Source organism: Streptomyces sp. Tue6028, from assembly GCF_002300165.1.
Lineage (GTDB): Bacteria > Actinomycetota > Actinomycetes > Streptomycetales > Streptomycetaceae > Streptomyces > Streptomyces siamensis.
On sequence record NZ_MLCE01000016.1, the window covers coordinates 12102 to 30312 of the forward strand.

At 70.1% G+C, this 18211-nt stretch carries 14 protein-coding genes and 1 other RNA gene; 8 read left to right on the forward strand and 7 right to left on the reverse strand.

Annotation, left to right across the window (positions count from 1 at the left end):
* Positions 1-126: 126 nt before the first annotated feature.
* From BKI49_RS14580 to BKI49_RS14610, 7 genes are all read left to right on the forward strand, one after another.
* A complete protein-coding gene (locus tag BKI49_RS14580) occupies positions 127-1419 on the forward strand; it encodes an MFS transporter (RefSeq protein ID WP_095934760.1) in 1293 nt (430 codons plus the stop codon).
* Between the two features lie 312 nt (positions 1420-1731).
* On the forward strand, positions 1732-3027 hold the full coding sequence (locus tag BKI49_RS14585) for an ABC transporter substrate-binding protein (RefSeq protein ID WP_095934702.1): 1296 nt from the start codon (positions 1732-1734) through the stop codon (positions 3025-3027).
* Positions 3024-3992, forward strand: coding sequence for a carbohydrate ABC transporter permease (locus BKI49_RS14590; protein WP_095934703.1), 969 nt, complete (start codon positions 3024-3026; stop codon positions 3990-3992). The genes BKI49_RS14585 and BKI49_RS14590 overlap by 4 nt, the downstream gene beginning before the upstream one ends.
* Positions 3989-4855: a carbohydrate ABC transporter permease gene (locus tag BKI49_RS14595; RefSeq protein WP_095934704.1), complete on the forward strand. Its 867-nt coding sequence runs from the start codon at positions 3989-3991 to the stop codon at positions 4853-4855. The genes BKI49_RS14590 and BKI49_RS14595 overlap by 4 nt, the downstream gene beginning before the upstream one ends.
* 11 nt (positions 4856-4866) lie before the next feature.
* The gene (gene yicI, locus BKI49_RS14600; RefSeq protein ID WP_095934705.1) at positions 4867-7122 is read left to right on the forward strand and encodes an alpha-xylosidase; all 2256 of its coding nucleotides are present in this window, start codon (positions 4867-4869) and stop codon (positions 7120-7122) included.
* Entirely contained in the window at positions 7122-8132 is a 1011-nt protein-coding gene (locus tag BKI49_RS14605) for a LacI family DNA-binding transcriptional regulator (protein ID WP_095934706.1), read from the forward strand. The genes yicI and BKI49_RS14605 overlap by 1 nt, the downstream gene beginning before the upstream one ends.
* Positions 8133-8178: 46 nt before the next feature.
* Positions 8179-11082 (forward strand): glycoside hydrolase family 3 protein, encoded by a 2904-nt coding sequence (locus BKI49_RS14610; protein ID WP_095934707.1) that lies wholly within the window; start codon positions 8179-8181, stop codon positions 11080-11082.
* 113 nt (positions 11083-11195) lie between these two features.
* On the opposite strand, the gene ssrA is transcribed toward BKI49_RS14610, so the two are convergent.
* The 5 genes from ssrA to ftsE all read right to left on the reverse strand — a co-directional run bounded on the left by ssrA (position 11196) and on the right by ftsE (position 15191).
* Positions 11196-11565, reverse strand: a transfer-messenger RNA (tmRNA) gene (gene ssrA, locus BKI49_RS14615).
* A gap of 127 nt (positions 11566-11692) precedes the next feature.
* Positions 11693-12238, reverse strand: coding sequence for an SsrA-binding protein SmpB (smpB, locus tag BKI49_RS14620; RefSeq protein ID WP_095934708.1), 546 nt, complete (start codon positions 12236-12238; stop codon positions 11693-11695).
* A gap of 69 nt (positions 12239-12307) precedes the next feature.
* A complete protein-coding gene (locus BKI49_RS14625; protein ID WP_179332448.1) occupies positions 12308-13483 on the reverse strand; it encodes a S41 family peptidase in 1176 nt (391 codons plus the stop codon).
* Between the two features lie 67 nt (positions 13484-13550).
* Entirely contained in the window at positions 13551-14468 is a 918-nt protein-coding gene (gene ftsX / locus BKI49_RS14630) for a permease-like cell division protein FtsX (RefSeq protein WP_028805020.1), read from the reverse strand.
* Between the two features lie 33 nt (positions 14469-14501).
* Positions 14502-15191, reverse strand: coding sequence for a cell division ATP-binding protein FtsE (ftsE, locus tag BKI49_RS14635; RefSeq protein ID WP_028805019.1), 690 nt, complete (start codon positions 15189-15191; stop codon positions 14502-14504).
* 356 nt (positions 15192-15547) lie between these two features.
* Between ftsE and BKI49_RS14640 the strand changes: the two genes are divergently transcribed.
* On the forward strand, positions 15548-15739 hold the full coding sequence (locus tag BKI49_RS14640; protein WP_028805018.1) for a hypothetical protein: 192 nt from the start codon (positions 15548-15550) through the stop codon (positions 15737-15739).
* 149 nt (positions 15740-15888) lie between these two features.
* Here BKI49_RS14640 and BKI49_RS14645 read toward each other — a convergent pair whose 3' ends face one another.
* Positions 15889-16491 carry a hypothetical protein gene (locus BKI49_RS14645; protein WP_095934710.1) on the reverse strand — a complete coding sequence of 201 codons (603 nt, stop codon included), beginning with the start codon at positions 16489-16491 and terminating at the stop codon, positions 15889-15891.
* A 315-nt stretch (positions 16492-16806) separates the two neighbouring features.
* Positions 16807-17913 carry a peptide chain release factor 2 gene (prfB, locus tag BKI49_RS14650; protein ID WP_095934711.1) on the reverse strand — a complete coding sequence of 369 codons (1107 nt, stop codon included), beginning with the start codon at positions 17911-17913 and terminating at the stop codon, positions 16807-16809.
* Positions 17914-18211 lie beyond the last annotated feature (298 nt).

Here is an 18211-nt window from a genome sequence, read left to right on the forward strand (position 1 = left end):
ATGCCGCACCAGCCCACCCTCGGCCCCACACCCGCGCCACCTCCGCCCGCTCTCGGCCCGACTCCCGCGCCGCCTTCGCCCGCCCCCGGCCCGACTCCCGCGCCGTCATCGCCCACCCTCGACCCCATGCCCGCGCCGTCATCGCCCGCCGCCGAGCACGCGCCGAGCCGGTCCGCCCGGGCGCGGACGCCCCGGGGCCGCACCCCGTACCACCGTCTCTTCGCCGTCCCGGGCGCCTGTGCCTTCACCATCGGGAACCTGATGGCCCGGCTGCCCATGGGGATGTTCAGCGTGAGCGCGGTCATCATGATCGCGGGCTCGCGCGGTTCGTACGCGCTGGCCGGCGCGGTGACGGCGACCGGGCTGGCGGCGACAGCGGTGGTCGCCCCCTGGACCGCGCGCCTCGTCGACCGGCACGGGCAGGCCCGGGTGGCCGTGCCCGCCACCCTGTTCGCCCTGCTGGGCGGCATCGCTCTGGTGCTGTGCGTGCGCTGCGGCGCGCCCGACTGGACGCTCTTCGCCGCGTACGCCGCCACGGCCACGACCCCCAACACTGGCGGCATGTCCCGGGCCCGCTGGGCACATCTCCTCAAGGGCGACCCGGCCGCGCTGCACACCGCGAACTCCTTCGAACAGGCCGCGGACGAGCTGTGCTTCATGCTGGGTCCGGTGCTCGCGGCGTTCCTGTGCGGGACGTTCTTCCCGGAGGCGGGCACGCTGGCCGGCGGCGCCCTGCTGATCACAGGTGTGCTGGTCTTCGCGGCGCAGCGCGCCACGGAGCCGCCGCCCCAGCGGCGCACGAAGGCCCCGTCCCCGGTGCTGTCGCCGGGCATGCCCCCGCTGTTGCTGTGCTTCCTGGCCACTGGTGCGGTCTTCGGTTCGATGGAGGTGGTCACGATCGCGTTCGCGGACGCCCAGGGGCACAGGTCGGCGGCGGGCGCGGTCCTGGCGCTCCAGGCGGCGGGGTCGTGCGTGGCGGGTCTGCTGTTCGGCACGGTGCGGCCGGCCGGTCCCGCCGAGCGGCTCTTCCCGCGCTGCGTCGCCGCGATGGCGGCCCTGCTGACGCTGCCCCTGCTCGCGGCCTCCCTGACCGGATCGCTGCCGGTTCTCGCGGGCGCGCTGCTCGTCGCGGGGATGGCCACCGCGCCGACCATGGTCACCGGCATGACCCTGGTCCAGGCCCGCACGCCCGAGGGCCGGCTGAACGAGGGCATGACCCTCGCGGTGACGGGTCTTCTGGGCGGGATCGCCGGGGGTTCGGCGGCGGGCGGATGGGTGGTCGAGCGCGGGTCGGCGACCGCCGGCTACGGCGTTCCGCTCGCCGCGGCGACGTCGGCCTTCCTGATCGCGGCGGCGGGTGCCGTCCTGCACACGCGTCGCACCGCGCACCGGCGGGCCGGAGCGGCCCGCCACGCGTAGGACGGCGGCCCACCACGCGTAGGACGGCGGCCCACCACGCGCAGGACAGCGGCCCACCAGGCGTAGGGCAGCGACTCACCACGCGAGGGCAGCAGCGCATCACGTGCGGGACGACGCGCCGCCCGACCGCGATCGAGCGCCGTGTCGTCCGGCCCGTCGAACCCGCGCCCCAATTCCGGCGCACCCCATTGACGCGCCCACGGCCCCCACATACCTTCCCCCGTCGAAGCGCTTCGACGTCACGCATCGAAACGATTCGACGATTGCTGCGTGACGCTTCCGTGACCCATCCAACTCCCCCGGAGGCAATGGATGTCGACGAAACGAAGGCGCACGGCGGCGACGGTGGCGGCGGCCCTGGCGGGCTCCCTGCTGCTGGCCTCCTGCGGCGGCTCGGACAGCGGGGCCGAGGACGGCAAGACGCTGCGGCTGTGGCACTACGAGGCGCCGAACAGCGCGATGGGAGTGGCCTGGAACGAGGCCATCAAGGAGTTCGAGGCGAAACACCCGGGCGTGAAGGTGAAGTTCGAGGAGAAGGGCTTCGAGCAGATCCAGAAGACGGCCCCGATGGTCCTCAACTCCGGTGACGCGCCGGACCTCATGGAGTACAACAAGGGCAACGCGACGGCGGGCAAGCTCTCCCAGCAGGGACTGCTGACCGACCTGACCGCCGAGGTCACCCGGCACGGCTGGGACAAGAAGATCAGCGGCGGGGTGCGGACCATCAGCCAGTACGACACGGACGGAGTCATGGGCTCCGGGAAGTGGTACGGCGTCCCCAACTACGCCGAGTACACGATGGTCTACTACAACAAGGACCTCTTCCAGAAGTACGGCGTCGCCGAACCCACCACGCTCGGCGAACTCACCTCCGCCATGGACACCTTCGTCGCCAAGGGCGTCACCCCGCTCGCGAACGGCGGCGCCGAGTACATCGCCCAGCAGTACCTCTACCAGCTGGCGCTCTCCAAGGCGGACCGCTCCTGGGTCGACGCGTACGAGCTCTACAAGGGAAAGACCGACTTCCACGACGCCGCCTGGACGTATGCCGCCGAGACCTTCGCCGACTGGGTGAAGAAGGGCTACATCAGCAAGAAGTCGACGGGTGTGAAGGCGGAGGACGCGGGCGTCTCCTTCATCCAGGGCAAGAGCCCCATCCTGTTCAGCGGCAGCTGGTGGTACGGCCGCTTCAAGGAGGAGAACAAGTTCGCCTGGGGCACCTTCCTGTGGCCCGGCAGCAACCTCACGCTGGGCTCCGGCGGCAACCTCTGGGTCGTCCCCAAGGGCGCCAAGAACAAGGAACTCGCCTACGACTTCATCGACATCACCATGTCGAAGAAGATCCAGAACCTGCTCGGCAACAAGGGCGGCATCCCGGTGGCCGCCGACCCCGCCGCCATCACCGACCCCCAGGCCAAGACGCTGATCGCCGACTTCAACACCCTCTCCGGCAAGGACGGACTGGCCTTCTACCCGGACTGGCCCGTCGCCGGCTTCTACGACGTGCTCGTCTCGGAGACCCAGAAGCTGATCACCGGGAGCGAGAAGCCGGACGCCTATCTGAGCGCGCTGCAGAAGGCGTACGACAAGGGCGTACCGAAGACATGACGGTCACCGTCGAGCGGGGCGGCCGGGTCGTCCGCAAGCAGCACGGCAGCGCACCGCGCCCGCGCCGCCCCCGCGACTCCTACCTGCCCTTCCTGCTGCCCGGCGTCCTCGCCTTCCTCGCGGTGGTCGCCGTCCCGTTCCTGATGAACACCGGTGTCAGCTTCACCGACTGGCAGGGCGTCGGCGCTCCCAAGTGGTCCGGGCTCGCCAACTACCGTGAGCTGATGGACGACGCGGAGTTCTGGGCGTCGTTCCGGCACAGCCTGTTCATGGTCGTCGCCATGGCCGCCATACCCACCGTGCTCGGACTGGTCCTCGCCGCCGCCCTGTTCGACTTCATCGGCCGGCACTTCGGCGGCAGGGTCGCCTCCGTGCTGCGGGCCTGCTTCTATCTGCCGCAGGTGCTGCCCATCGCGGTCGCCGGCATCGTCTGGAGCTGGATCCTCGCGCCGGACAACGGCTCGCTCAACGAACTGCTGAAGGCCGTCGGTCTCGGCTCCTGGCAGCAGGACTGGCTCGGCGACCCCGACCTCGCCCTGTACAGCGTCATGGGCGTGATGGTGTGGGTGCAGCTCGGCTTCCCGCTCGTCGTCTTCATGGCGGGCCTGCAACGCGTCGACCCGCAGCTCCACGAGGCCGCCGAACTGGACGGCGCGGGCTGGTGGCGGCGCTTCTGGCACGTCACGCTGCCGCAGATCAGGCCCGAGATCTACGTGGTACTGCTGTGGTGCACGATCGCCGCGCTGAAGGTGTTCGGGGCGGTGTACGTCCTGACCAAGGGCGGACCGGGCGGCGCCACCGACGTCCCCTCGTACTTCTCCTTCACGACCTTCTTCGAGAAGACCCAGGTCGGCTACGGCGCCGCGATCTCCACCGTGCTCACCGTGATCATCCTCGTCCTGGCACTGGCCGGGCTGAGGTTCCAGACCCGCGCGGAGGACGCGGAGGAAGGGGTCCGCACATGACAGCCGTCCGCACCGGCGCGGTGAGGACGCGCGGGCCCGCCCGCGGTGTCCTCGCCCGCTACCCGGTCCTCGTCGCCCTGGTGATCGCGGCCCTGTTCATGGTGCTGCCGTTCCTCGTCGTGGCGGTCAACGCCGTCAAGTCGCCGGCCGAGTACGCGGAGAACGGGCCGCTCAGCCTGCCCCGGGGTCTGTACCTCGACGGCATCGAGGACTTCTGGGACCGCGTCGACTTCGGCCGCAAGCTCGTCAACTCCGTCCTGATCTCCGGGTCGGTGGCGGTCGGTGCCGCCGTCCTGTCCGTCCTCAACGCCTACGCGATCGGCATCGGCCGGATCAGGGGCCGCACCTGGGTGCTCGCCTTCTTCGTGCTGGCGAACATGCTGCCGCAGGAGGCGCTGGTCTACCCGGTCTACTACCTGAGCAAGCAGGCCGGCCTGTACGACACGAGGCTCAGCGTGATCATCGTCTTCACGGTGATCCAGGCGGCCTTCGGCACCTATCTGCTCGCCTCCGTCCTCGGCCGGTTCCCGCGCGAGATCATCGAGGCCGCCCGGATCGACGGGGCGAACAAGTGGCAGGTGCTGTGGCGGATCGTCGTCCCGGTCAGCCGCCCCACCATCGGCGTGCTCCTCGTCTTCTTCTTCATCTGGACGTGGAACGAGTTCCTGCTGCCGCTGGTCATGCTGATCTCCAACGACAACCAGACGGTGTCGGTGGCCCTCGGCGTCCTCCAGGGCCAGCGCCTGATGGACGCCACCATGACGAACGCGGCCGCTCTCCTGGGCGTCCTGCCCGCCATCGTCTTCTTCCTCGTCTTCCAGCGGACCCTCACCCGCGGCATCGCCGTCGGCGCAGTGAAGTAAGGGGTACGACAGTGAAGTTCACGGACGGCTACTGGCTGCTGCGCGAGGGCGTCACCGCGGCCCATCCGGTCGAGGTCCTCGACGTGACCTCCGGACCCGGCAGCCTGGAGATCCACGCGCCGACCCAGCCCATCCGCCACCGCGGCGACCTGCTGAAGGGACCGGTCGTGACCATCACCGCCCACGCGCCGATGCCCGACGTCATCGGTGTCACCCTGACGCACTTCGAGGGCGAGCAGCCACGCGGCCCCGAGTTCGAGGTGCGGGCCGGGGAGGGCGCCGCCCAGGTGTCGTACGACGAGGAGTACGCGACGCTGACGTCCGGCGCGCTGTCCGTCCGGGTCGCCCGCGGCGGACCCTGGCACGTCGACTTCCTCGCCCACGGCCGCACGCTCACCAGCAGCGGCCCCAAGGGCATGGGCATCATGAGGGACGCCGGCGGCTCCCACTACCTGCGCGAGCAGCTCGGCCTGCGGGTGGGCACCAGCGTCTACGGCCTCGGCGAGCGCTTCGGCCCGCTGGTCAAGAACGGCCAGGTCGTCGACATGTGGAACGCCGACGGCGGCACCGCGACCGAACAGGCCTACAAGAACGTGCCGTTCTACCTGACCGACGCGGGCTACGGAGTCTTCGTCGACCACCCGGGCCGGGTCTCCTTCGAGGTCGGCTCGGAGGCGGTGTCGCGGGTGCAGTTCAGCGTGGAGAGCCAGCAGCTGACGTACTACGTCATCCACGGCCCGACCCCGAAGGACATCCTGCGCAAGTACACGGCCCTCACCGGGCGTCCCGCGCTGCCGCCCGCCTGGTCCTTCGGACTCTGGCTGTCCACGTCGTTCACCACCTCCTACGACGAGGAGACCGTCACCTCCTTCATCGACGGCATGCGGGAGCGCGAACTGCCGCTCTCCGTCTTCCACTTCGACTGCTTCTGGATGCGCGAGTTCAACTGGTGCGACTTCCGGTGGGACCCCCGGGTCTTCCCCGACCCGGAGGGCATGCTGGCCCGGCTGAAGGAGAAGGGCCTGCGCATCTGCGTGTGGATCAACCCGTACATCGCGCAGCGCTCGCCCCTGTTCACGGAGGGCAAGGCGCTCGGTCACCTGCTCCGCAAGGCCGACGGCAGTGTGTGGCAGTGGGACCTGTGGCAGCCCGGCATGGCGCTGGTCGACTTCACCAGCCCGGACGCCCGGGACTGGTACGCGGCCAAGCTGGAGGCGCTGCTCGCGCAGGGCGTCGACTGCTTCAAGACCGACTTCGGCGAGCGGGTGCCCGTCGACGTGGCGTACGCGGACGGCTCGGACCCCGAGCGGATGCACAACTACTACACGTACCTCTACAACCGGACCGTCTTCGAGGTGCTGCGCAAGCACCGGGGCGAGGCGGAGGCGGTCGTCTTCGCGCGCTCGGCGACGGCCGGCAGCCAGCGGTTCCCGGTGCACTGGGGCGGCGACTGCGAGGCGACCTACGAGTCGATGGCGGAGTCGCTGCGCGGCGGGCTCAGCCTCGGCATGTCGGGGTTCGGGTTCTGGAGCCATGACATCGGCGGGTTCGAGGGGACGCCGTCGCCGGCGCTGTTCAAACGGTGGATCGCCTTCGGCCTGCTGTCGTCGCACAGCCGGCTGCACGGATCGTCGTCGTACCGCGTGCCGTGGCTGTTCGACGAGGAGGCCGTCGACGTCCTCAGGCTGTTCACGCGGCTGAAGCTCAGCCTCATGCCGTACGTGTACGAGGCCGCGCGCGCCGCCCACGCGGAGGGCGTGCCGGTGATGCGGTCGATGGTCCTGGAGTTCCCCGACGATCCGGGGTGCGCGCACCTGGAACGGCAGTACATGCTCGGCCCCGATCTGCTGGTCGCGCCGGTCTTCAGCGACGACGGCGACGTGTCGTACTACGTGCCGGAGGGCACCTGGACGCACTTCCTGAGCGGGCGGACGGTGACCGGGCCGCGCTGGGTGCGCGAGCGGCACGGGTTCCTGAGCGTGCCGCTCCTGGTGCGGCCCGGGGCGGTGATCCCGGTGGGCGCCGTGGACGACCGGCCCGAGTACGACCACGCCGACGGCGTCACCCTGCGCGCGTACGGCCTGGGCCGTGGCACCCAGGTCACGGTGACGGTCGGCGGCGTCACCTTCACCGTCGTACGGGAGGGGAACACGCTGCGCGCCTCGTCGAGCGATCCGGCGGCGTCGTGGGGGCTCGCGGCGCAGGGGCGCGAGGTGCGGGCGCGGGCCGGCACCGGGTTCCTGTCGCTGGAGCTGGAGTCCGACTGATGGTCAAGATCACCGATGTGGCGCGGCACGCCGGGGTGTCCCCGAGCACCGTCTCCTACGCCCTCAGCGGCAAGCGCCCGATCTCCGAGGAGACCCGGCAGCGCATCGAGGCCAGCATCCGCGAGCTGGGCTACCGGCCGCACGCGGGCGCGCGGGCGCTGGCCAGCAGCCGGTCGAACGTGCTGGCGCTGGTGGTGCCGCTGCGGGCGGGCATCCATGTGCCGGTCGTGATGCAGTTCGCGGTGTCCGTGGTGACGGCGGCCCGCCGAAACGACCACGACGTCCTGCTGCTCACCCAGGAGGAGGGCGAGGAGGGGCTGCGAAGGGTCGCCGACACCGCGCTGGTGGACGCGCTGATCGTGATGGACGTCCAGTTGCACGACGCCCGGCTGCCGCTGCTGCGCGCGCTCGACCGGCCCTCCGTGCTCATCGGCTTCCCCGCCGCCGCGGACGGGCTCACCTGCATCGACCTGGACTTCAAGGCGGCGGGCGAGCTCTGCGTGGAGCGGCTGGCGGGGCTCGGGCACCGGGTCGTGGCGCTGGTCGGCTCGCCGCCCGAGGTGTACGTGCGCGGGACGGCGTTCGCCCAGCGGGTGGTGGAGGGGTTCACGGCCGCCGCCCACCGCAACGGTCTGTCGTCGTCCGTCCACCCCTGCGAGGCCTCGCCTGCCGCCGCGCGCCGGATCGCCGAGCAGCTGCTGCGCGAGCACCCGGCGCTGACGGGCGTCGTCGTCCACAACGAGCCGGTCCTGGAACCGCTGATCGACGCGTTCGAGCAGCTCGGGCTGCGGGTTCCCGGCGATCTCTCCGTCACCGCCATCTGCCCGGACGAGGTCGCCGAGGGTCTGCGGGTGCCCGTCACCTCCATCGCCCTGCCGTCCGCCGAGGTCGGCGCGCGGGCCGTGGAGCTGCTGATGCGGAAGCTGGACGGCGCCGACGTGCCCGGGGCGACGCTGCTGGCGCCCCGGCTGACGGAGCGCGCGAGCACCGCGCCGCGCAACGCCCCCTGAACGTCCCGAACGCCCCGTGCAAGGCCCTACCCGAAGGAGCCGTGACATGAAAGGCACGAGAAGAAGACCCGGCGCCACGCTCGTCGTGGCGCTGGCCCTGCTCGCGGGCCCCGGCGTCTGCCTCCCCGCCCACGCCGACGCCGCTCCCGCGTTCCGCGACCCGGACCTCCCGGTGGCCGCGCGCGTCGACGACCTGCTCGCCCGGCTCACCCTCGACGAGAAGGTCTCGCTGCTCCACCAGTACGAACCGGCGATCCCCCGCCTCGGCATCGGGGCGTTCCGCACCGGCACCGAGGCCCTGCACGGAGTCGCCTGGCTGGGGAAGGCGACGGTGTTCCCGCAGGCGGTCGGGCTCGCGTCGACCTGGGACCCGGCCCTGATCGAACGGGTCGGCTCGGCGGTCGGCGACGAGGCGCGCGGCTTCCAGCAGGAGCGCCCCGACGGCTGGGGCCTGAACCTGTGGGCACCGGTGGTGAACCTGCTGCGCGACCCGCGCTGGGGACGCAACGAGGAGGGCTACTCCGAGGACCCGTACCTGACGGGGTCGATCTCCACCGCGTACGGCGACGGCCTCACCGGCGGCGACCCCGACCACCTCAAGACGGCGCCCACCCTCAAGCACTACCTCGCCAACAACAACGAGACGCACCGCACGACCACCTCCTCCGACCTGCGCCCGCGGGTGCTGCACGAGTACGACGAGGCGGCCTTCCGGCCGGCGATCGCGGCGGACGCGGCGACGGGGGTGATGTCCTCCTACAACCTGGTCAACGGCCGTCCCGACACGGTCAATCCCGACCTGGACGACGTCGTGCGCGGCTGGACGGACAAGGATCTCCTCAACGTCACCGACGCCTTCGCCCCCGGCAATCTGCTCCCCGGCAACCAGGACTACTACCCCACGCTCGCCGAGGGCGACGCCGCCGCGCTGAAGGCGGGCATCGACAGCTTCACCGACAACAGCGCCGACCCCGACCCGACCACGACGGCCGTCGAGTCCGCCTTGGAACAGGGCCTGTTGAAGGAGTCGGACGTGGACACGGCGGTGTCCCACATCCTCGCCGTCCGTGTCCGGCTCGGCGAGTTCGATCCGGGCGGCGGCCGGTACGGCTCGATCGACAGCTCCGTGATCGACAGCCCGGCCCACCGGAAGCTGGCCCGCGAGGCGGCGACGAAGGCCGCCGTCCTGCTGAAGAACGACAAGGCGCTGCCGCTGAAGGCGTCGGCCAGGAACGTCGCCGTCGTCGGCCCGCTCGCCGACACCCTCTACACCGACTGGTACTCGGGGACGCTGCCGTACGCGGTCACCCCGAAGGACGGCATCGCGGCGAAGCTCGGCACCTCGGTGGCGAGCAGTGAGGGCGCGGACCGCATCACCCTCAGGAACAGGGCGACGGGCCGGTACGTCACCGCGGGGGCGACGGCCGACGGGGCGGCTCTGAAGGAGAGCGCCGAGAACGGCACCGCGTCCCGGTTCGACGTCTTCGACTGGGGTTCCGGCATCGTCACGCTGCGCTCCGCCGCCAACGGCAAGTACGTCGGCTACAACTGGTCCGGCTTCGTCAACGACCAGGTCCAGCCCAACGGCTGGTACGTGCAGCAGCAGTTCGTGCTGGAGCGGCAGGACGACGGCAGCAGCCTCCTGCGGTACGCGGGGTACGAGACCGCCGAGTCCTGGTGGTCGAACCCCGTCTACCTCGGTCCGACCGGCGACGACGGCACCCTCGGCCTGGTTCCGAAGGAACGGGCCGCCCACTACGACAAGGACGTCGTGCGCAGTGGCGTCGACGAGGCGGTGGCCGCGGTGAAGGGCCGGGACGCCGCGGTGGTCGTGGTCGGCTCGATGCCGTCGATCAACGGCCGCGAGGACCACGACCGCACCGACATGGGTCTGGCACCCGCGCAGGAAGCGCTGGTCGAGGCGGTGCGCGCGGCCAACCCGAAGACCGTCGTGGTCGTCGAGAACAGCTACCCGACCACGCTCGGCGCCCTCCAGAAGAAGGTCCCGGCCGTGCTGTGGACCACGCACGCGGGCCAGGAGACCGGCAACGCGCTCGCCGACCTGCTGTACGGGGACGCGAACCCGGCGGGCCGCCTCACCCAGACCTGGTACGCCTCGGAGTCGGACCTCCCGTCGATCCTGGACTACGACATCATCAAGTCCGACCGCACGTACCAGTACTTCAAGGGGCGGCCGCTCTACCCGTTCGGCCACGGCCTCTCCTACACGTCCTTCCGCTACGGCGGGCTGAAGCGTGTCGACGGCGGTTACGAGGTCTCCGTCACGAACACCGGTTCCCGGGCGGGCGACGAGGTCGTGCAGCTGTACACGCACCAGCGGACCTCGCGCGACAAGCAGCCGCTGAAGCAGCTGAAGGCGTACGCGCGGGTGTCGCTGGAGCCGGGCCGGACGAAGACGGTGCGGCTGGGGTTGCGCACCGAGGACCTCACCCACTGGGACGTCACGCGCTCCCGCCCGGTGGTGGAGAGCGGCACGTACGACGTACTGGTCGGGGCGTCCTCGTCCGACATCCGCGCCCGTGCCTCGCTCGCGGTGCGGGGCGAGACGATCCCGCCGCGGGACCTGACGAGGGCGACGCGGGCCGAGAACTTCGACGACTACGCCGGGGTGCGGCTGGTCGACGAGTCCAAGGTGCGCGGTACGGCGGTGGGCGCCGGCGGCGACGGTGCCTGGCTGAAGTTCGCGGACGCCCGGCTCGGACCGGGCACCGGACGGTTCACCGCCCGGGTGGCCGGGACCGCGGGCTCGGTCGAGGTGCGCCTCGGCTCGCCGACGGGCACCCTGCTCGGCACCGCGCACACGGACGGCACGGCGTCCCCGTACTCCTACGAGACGGTGTCCGCCGCCCTGGCCACCGCCACGGGACGCAAGGACGTCTATCTGGTGCTGAGCGGCGGTCTGCGCCTGTCGTCGTTCACGCTGCGGTGAGCCGGCCCGCCGAGGTGATCCGCTGAGGACCGAGGGCGCCGCCCGGGCCACCGAAAGGAAGAGCCCCGCTGCCGTGGCAGCGGGGCTCTTCCTCTGTATCCAAAACATGGGATGAGTGGAGATGGCGGGAATCGAACCCGCGTCCAACGGTGCAAAATCAGGGCTTCTCCGTGTGCAGTTCGCTGTGATTTTCTCAGCCCCGGCGATCACGCGAACAAGTCGCCGACGGGCTCAGTCACTGTTTGATTTCCTTCTGCACCCCGTGACCGGGTTCAGAAGTTTAGTCCCCTAGCTGATGCCAGGATCCGGGTCGGGAACAGCCCCGGGCTGACACTTCGCAAGTCGCTACTTAGGCAGCGAGGGCGAAGGAATCGCGCTTGGTGTTGGCGATTATTTTTTGCGACATATGGTTTACGAGATCATTGCCGCTTCCTCGACACGCTTCCCCTGCTTCAACAGCCGCTGTCGAAACCGATCATCCCCATGTTGTTTTTTCAAACCGGGACCTTCCGGCCCCTGGACCTTTCGGTCCGCGCACCCTCTGTGAGGTGCGTTGCCATCGTACGTGACCAACGCACGACGATGCCAGCCTATTCCTGCGGGCGGCGGCCTAGTCGCCCCGCTGCTTCCGCTTGGCCGCCGCGATCGCGCGGTCCGACTCCCGCCGGTCCTGCTTCTCACGCAGTGTCTGCCGCTTGTCGTACTCCTTCTTGCCGCGGGCGAGGGCGATCTCCGCCTTGGCGCGGCCGTCCTTGAAGTACAGGGCGAGGGGCACGATCGTGTGACCCGTCTCCTGCGACTTGGACTCCAGCTTGTCGATCTCCTCACGGTGCAGCAGCAGCTTGCGCTTGCGCCGCACGGTGTGGTTGGTCCAGGTGCCCTGGCTGTACTCGGGGATGTGGGCGTTGTGCAGCCACGCCTCGTTCCCGTCGATCTGGACGAAGCCGTCCGTCAGCGAGGCACGTCCCTGGCGCAGCGACTTCACCTCGGTGCCGGTCAGCACGAGCCCGGCCTCGTAGGTGTCGATGATCGCGTAGTCGTGGCGCGCCTTCTTGTTCTGCGCGACGATCTTGCGCTTGCCGTCCTTGGCCTTGGCGGAGCCGCCCCCGCCCTGCTTCGGCTGGGACTCCTTCGGTACGTACATTCCCTTGCTCATAGTGCTGGCCATTTTCGCACCACACAGGGGTGTGAGGGAAAGCCGATTACGCGGACCGCGAGCAGCGGGTCAGCGGGCATCCCCGAGACCGCTCAGCACGGTCTCGGCCCGCTCCAGCGACTGCTTGTCCGCCTCCAGGTCGGGGGTGATGCCCCGGCCGTCGACACCACGCCCGGACGGGGTGCGATAGTGCCCGACGGTCAGCTCGGCGACGGAGCCGTCGGGCAGCCGGCTCGGCATCTGGACCGAGCCCTTGCCGAAGGTCCTGGAACCGACGACGACCGCTCGGCCGCGGTCCTGGAGGGCTCCGGTGAGCAGCTCGGCGGCGCTCATCGTGCCGCCGTCGACGAGCGCTACCAGGGGTCTGGCGGTGTCGCCGCCGGACTCGGCGTGCAGGGCGCGCTGGCGTCCGTCCACGTCGTACGTGGCGACGAGGCCGCCGTCGAGGAAGGCGGAGGCGGCGGTGACGGCCTCGGAGACCAGGCCTCCGGAGTTGCCGCGCAGGTCGAGGACCATGCCCGCCTCGCTCGGTGCCTGGGTGACGGCGGTCCGTACCCGGTCGCCGACGCCCTTGGTGAAGGCGGCGACCTTGATCACGACGACGCCGCCCGGGAGCCGGTGCACGGTCACGGGATCCGTGGAGAGCCTGGCCCGGCGCAGGGTCTCGGTCCACTCGCGGGTGCCGCGTTCCAGGCCGAGGGAGACCTCCGTGCCGGCCGCCGCGTCGTCCGCGTCGCCGCGCAGTAAGGAGACGACCTCGGTGACGGGCCGGCCGTCGACCTTCTCGCCGTCCACGCTGCGCAGCCGGTCGCCCTCGCGGATACCGGCGCCCGCCGCGGGCGAGCCGGCCCGGACGCGCGTCACCTCGATGCGTCCGTCGCGCTCGCGCCGGGCCGACAGCCCGACGCCGGTGTACTGGCCGTCGAGCGCCTCCTCGAACTCCTCGTACTCGCCCTGGGAGTAGACCGCGCCCCAGCGGTCGCCGCTGCGGCTGACGGCACGCTCGGCGGCCTCCATGGGGGACTTGCCGTCGGCCATCGCCTCGGCGGCCGCCGCGGTGACGTCCTCGTGGTGGGCGGCCGGCGTGGAACGCACGTCGGGGGAACCGGGAGTACGCGGTCCGCGGCCGGCGTCGGAGAAGGATCCGGTCGCCGCTCCTGCGACGAGGACGCTCGCGAACACCAATGTCAGGGCCGCCCCGCGGCGGATGCGGCGGGGCTCACAGAACAGGTCACGGCCTGACATGCCGGTGAGTCTAGGACAAGGCGAAGGGCCGCACCGCCGGTTGACGGTACGGCCCTCTTGGCATGTGTCACACCTTCAGGTACTTGCGCAACGCGAAGAACGCGGCCAGCGCGGGCATCAGCAGACTTGTCGCGAGGATGAGCGGCAGCTTGGTCAACACGGCGTCCCAGCCGATGAAGTTGATCAAGTTCAGCTTCTCGGACAGGGCCAGACCGTGGTCGATGATGAAGTACCGGGCGATCAGCAGGAATCCGCAGGCGACACCACCGCCGATGAGCCCGGCGACCGCGGCCTCCATGATGAACGGCGCCTGGATGTAGAACCCGGAGGCGCCGACCAGGCGCATGATCCCGGTCTCCCGCCGACGGCTGAACGCCGAGACGCGCACCGTGTTGACGATCAGCATCAGCGCGACGACGAGCATCATCGCCATCACCGCGCGTGCGGCCCAGTTCATGCCGTTGAGCAGCCCGAAGAGGTTGTCGAGGATGCCCTTCTGGTCCTGCACGGACTGCACGCCGTCCCGCCCGTTGAAGGCGGTCGCGATGACCCGGTACTTCTCCGGGTCCTTCAGCTTGATCCGGTACGACTCCTGCATCTGGTCCGGCGTCAGGGAGCTGGCCAGCGGGGAGTCGCCGAACTGCTCCTTGTAGTGCTTGTACGCCTGGTCCGAGGACTCGTACGAGACCTTCTCGACGACCGTCATCTTGTCCAGGTCGGCGAGGATCTGCTTCTTCTGGTCGGCGGTCACGGCGCCCTTGGCGCACTTGGGGTCGGACTCGGCGTCGCTCTTGTTGCAGAGGAAGATCGAGACGTTGACCTTGTCGTACCAGTAGCCCTTCATCGTGCTCACCTGGTCGCTCATCAGGAGCGAACCGCCGAACAGGGCGAGGGACAGGGCGACCGAGACGACGACCGCGAAGGTCATCGTCAGATTGCGGCGGAGACCGACACCGATCTCCGACAGAACGAACTGGGCGCGCATGGCGTCTTCTTCAGACCTTTCCGTGGACGATGATCAGTGCTGGTAGCCGTAGACGCCGCGTGCCTGGTCGCGGACGAGACGGCCCTGCTCCAGCTCGATGACGCGCTTGCGCATCTGGTCCACGATGTTCTGGTCGTGGGTCGCCATCACCACGGTCGTGCCCGTGCGGTTGATGCGGTCGAGCAGCTTCATGATGCCGACGGAGGTCTGCGGGTCGAGGTTTCCGGTCGGCTCGTCGGCGATGAGCAGCTTCGGGCGGTTGACGAACGCGCGCGCGATGGCCACGCGCTGCTGCTCACCACCGGACAGCTCGCCGGGCATCCGGTCCTCCTTGCCGCCCAGGCCGACGAGGTCGAGCACCTGGGGGACGGACTTGCGGATCTCGCCGCGCGACTTGCCGATGACCTCCTGTGCGAAGGCCACGTTCTCGGCGACGGTCTTGTTCGGCAGGAGCCGGAAGTCCTGGAACACGGTCCCCAGCTGGCGGCGCATGTGCGGCACCTTCCAGTTGGAGATGCGCGCGAGGTCCTTGCCCAGGACGTGCACCTGACCGTGGCTGCACCGCTCCTCGCGGAGGATCAGCCGCAGGAAGGTGGACTTTCCGGAGCCGGAGGACCCCACGAGGAACACGAACTCACCACGCTCGACCTCCAGGGAGACATCCCTGAGAGCGGGGCGGGTCTGCTTGGGGTAGACCTTGGAGACATTGTCGAATCGGATCACGGATGCACCACGGGTCGCCGGGGGTAGGTGTGCGTGACCATACGCGAACCGGGTGTGCGTCCGCAGTCGGCGTACGGGGTTTGCGCGAGGCTTGCACGTTTTGTCAGGGATCTGAAGGGGCAGGTGCCGCCCGATTCACGAAGGTCCGAGGACGCGGGTCCGGGCGGCCGGGCCCGGGGAGCGCGGGCGCCCGGATGTCGCCGTTTGTGGGGCTGGGGCCCGCCGGCGCGGGGCAGGATAAGGCGAGCCGCGCCGAAATCCGCGGAACCTGGCACAGTGGAGGGGGAACGGTTGCGTACCCCGCAGCGTTATGTACAGCGTTGTGTACGCGGAGATGGCGCAAGGAGGGCGAGCGCATGACGTACGACCGATTGGTGTGCGCGAACTGCGCGGCGCCCGTCAGCGAGGGCCGCTGCCCGGTCTGCCGCGCGAACCGTGAGCGGCTCCAGCAGGAGAGCCCCTTCGCGGGCCTGAACCCGATGGCACTGATCGCGCTGCTCGCCGTGCTGATCGCGGCCCTGGCCCTGGTGGCCCACCAGACGGTGTGAGACCGCCGGGATCCCGGACGGAGCCGGCCGTACCCCATGCGTGGTCCAGGCCGCCCTCCCGCGGGCGTGAGCAAGACCACATGTGACCGAGAACACGAGAAGGCCCGGAGCGAGCCGCTCCAGGCCTTCTGTCATGCGTGGTGCGCCCGTCAGGCTGCGGCACCGCCGCGGCCGCCCATGACGCGCGGCATCATCCGGAAGCCGATGCCGCCGGCGATCATCGTCGCGGCGCCGATCAGCAGGAACGTGGTCTGACCGGCACCGGTCTCGGCGAGCTCGCCGTCCTTCTTGCCCTGGGCCGAGGTGTCCGAGCCCGTGTCGGTGAGGGCCGAGGAGCCCTCCTCCTGGGCGGAGGAGCCACCGTCGGGGTCGGCGTTGTTGCCGCCGCCGGGGCTGCTGGTGCTGCCGTCGCCGGGCTCGGAGGGCTCCTCCGTGGGCTGAGTCGGCTCCTCGGTGGGCTCGGTCGGCTCCTCCGTCGGCTCCGTGGGCTCCTCGGTGGGCTCGGTCGGCTCCTCCGTGGGCTGCGTCGGCTCCTCGGTGGGCTGGGTCGGCTCCTCGGTGGGAGTCGGCGTGTTGGTCGGAATGCCCGTCTCGGTCGGGGTCGGGGTCGGGTCCTCGTCGCCGACGCTGACACCGATGCCGACGTTCAGGTCGAGCGCCGAGGCCGCACCCGCGGCGGTCAGCGAAGCGCCCGCGGCAATCACCGCACCGGCGGCTATCCGCGCCACGCGGATCCGCGTCTTCTTGGTCATCTGCCTGCTACCCCCAGTAGCTGATCGTCAATGGAGCAGCGTCCAGGGCCACGGCGTCACAGGCGACTTGGGCTCAAGCCCCCCGGTGCACATGCGCCCCAGTGATACGCATGCCACGGTTACCCTTCCGAGTTTTCAAAGCATCGTCAAGGTCGTTGCGTACGCGATGTCCGTATCAACATCATTTGCCTGCCGTGAGGACATGTGACTGTGACGTAAAACCCAGATAACCCCCACACAAAAGGCAACTGCCGTCCGCTGGACGGCAGTTGCCTTGTCGACAAAGAGGTCCGAACAGGACCTGTTCGTGCCCGCTTACTTCTCCTGCTGCTTGCGCCAGCGAATTCCGGCCTCGAGGAAGCCGTCGATCTCGCCGTTGAACACGGCCTCGGGGTTGCCGACCTCGCACTCCGTACGCAGGTCCTTGACCATCTGGTACGGGTGCAGCACGTACGAACGCATCTGGTTGCCCCAGGAGTTGCCGCCGTCGCCCTTGAGGGCGTCCATCTTGGCCTGCTCCTCCTGCCGGCGCCGCTCCAGCAGCTTGGCCTGGAGCACGTTCATCGCGCTGGCCTTGTTCTGGATCTGCGACCGCTCGTTCTGGCAGGAGACGACGATGCCCGTGGGGATGTGGGTCAGCCGCACCGCGGAGTCGGTCGTGTTGACGCCCTGGCCGCCGGGGCCCGACGACCGGTAGACGTCGACGCGGAGCTCGGACTCGTCGATCTCGATGTGGTCGGTCTGCTCGACGACGGGCAGGATCTCGACACCCGCGAACGAGGTCTGGCGCCGGCCCTGGTTGTCGAACGGCGAGATGCGGACCAGGCGGTGGGTGCCCTGCTCCACCGACAGCGTGCCGTACGCGTACGGGGACTGGACGGCGAAGGTGGTGGACTTGATGCCCGCCTCTTCCGCGTACGAGGTCTCGTAGAGCTCCGTCTTGTAGCCGTGGCGCTCCGCCCAGCGCAGGTACATGCGCTGGAGCTTCTCCGCGAAGTCGGAGGCGTCGACGCCGCCGGCCTCGGCACGGATGGTGACGAGCGCCTCACGCGAGTCGTACTCCCCGGACAGGAGGGTGCGGACCTCCATCTCGTCCAGCGCCTTCCGGACGGACGTGAGCTCGGTCTCGGCCTCGGCACGGGTGTCCGGGTCGTCCTCCTCCTCGGCCATCTCGAAGAGCACAGCGAGATCGTCGATGCGCCCGCGCAGCGCCTCGGCCTTCCTGACCTCCGCCTGGAGGTGGCTCAGCTTGCTGGTGATCTTCTGCGCCTCGTCCGGGTCGTCCCACAGGGACGGCGCCGCCGCCTGCTCCTCGAGCACGGCGATGTCTGCCCTCAGCTTGTCGAGGTCCAGGACGGCCTCGATCGACTCCATGGTCGAGGAGAGGGACTTGAGCTCTTCGGATACATCGACGACTGCCACGCCTCCAGCGTAACGGCTACGGCAAGCGGGGCTCGCCGCTCGCCCTCGCGGGGCAGGGCCCCGGACGCGTCTGCTCCCGGACACCCCGGCCATCAGCCCCGAACATCAGCCCCTCCGGCGCTTGAGAAGCCGGGTCCGGGCGGAGCCCCCACCATCAGCCACTCCGGCGCTTGAGGAGCGGGGTCTGGGCCGGAGCCCCACCATCAGCCCCTCCGGCGCTTCAGAAGCCGGCCCCGGGCCGGAGCACCCACCATCAGCCCCTCCGGCGTTTGAGGAGCGGGGTCCGGGGCGGAGCCCC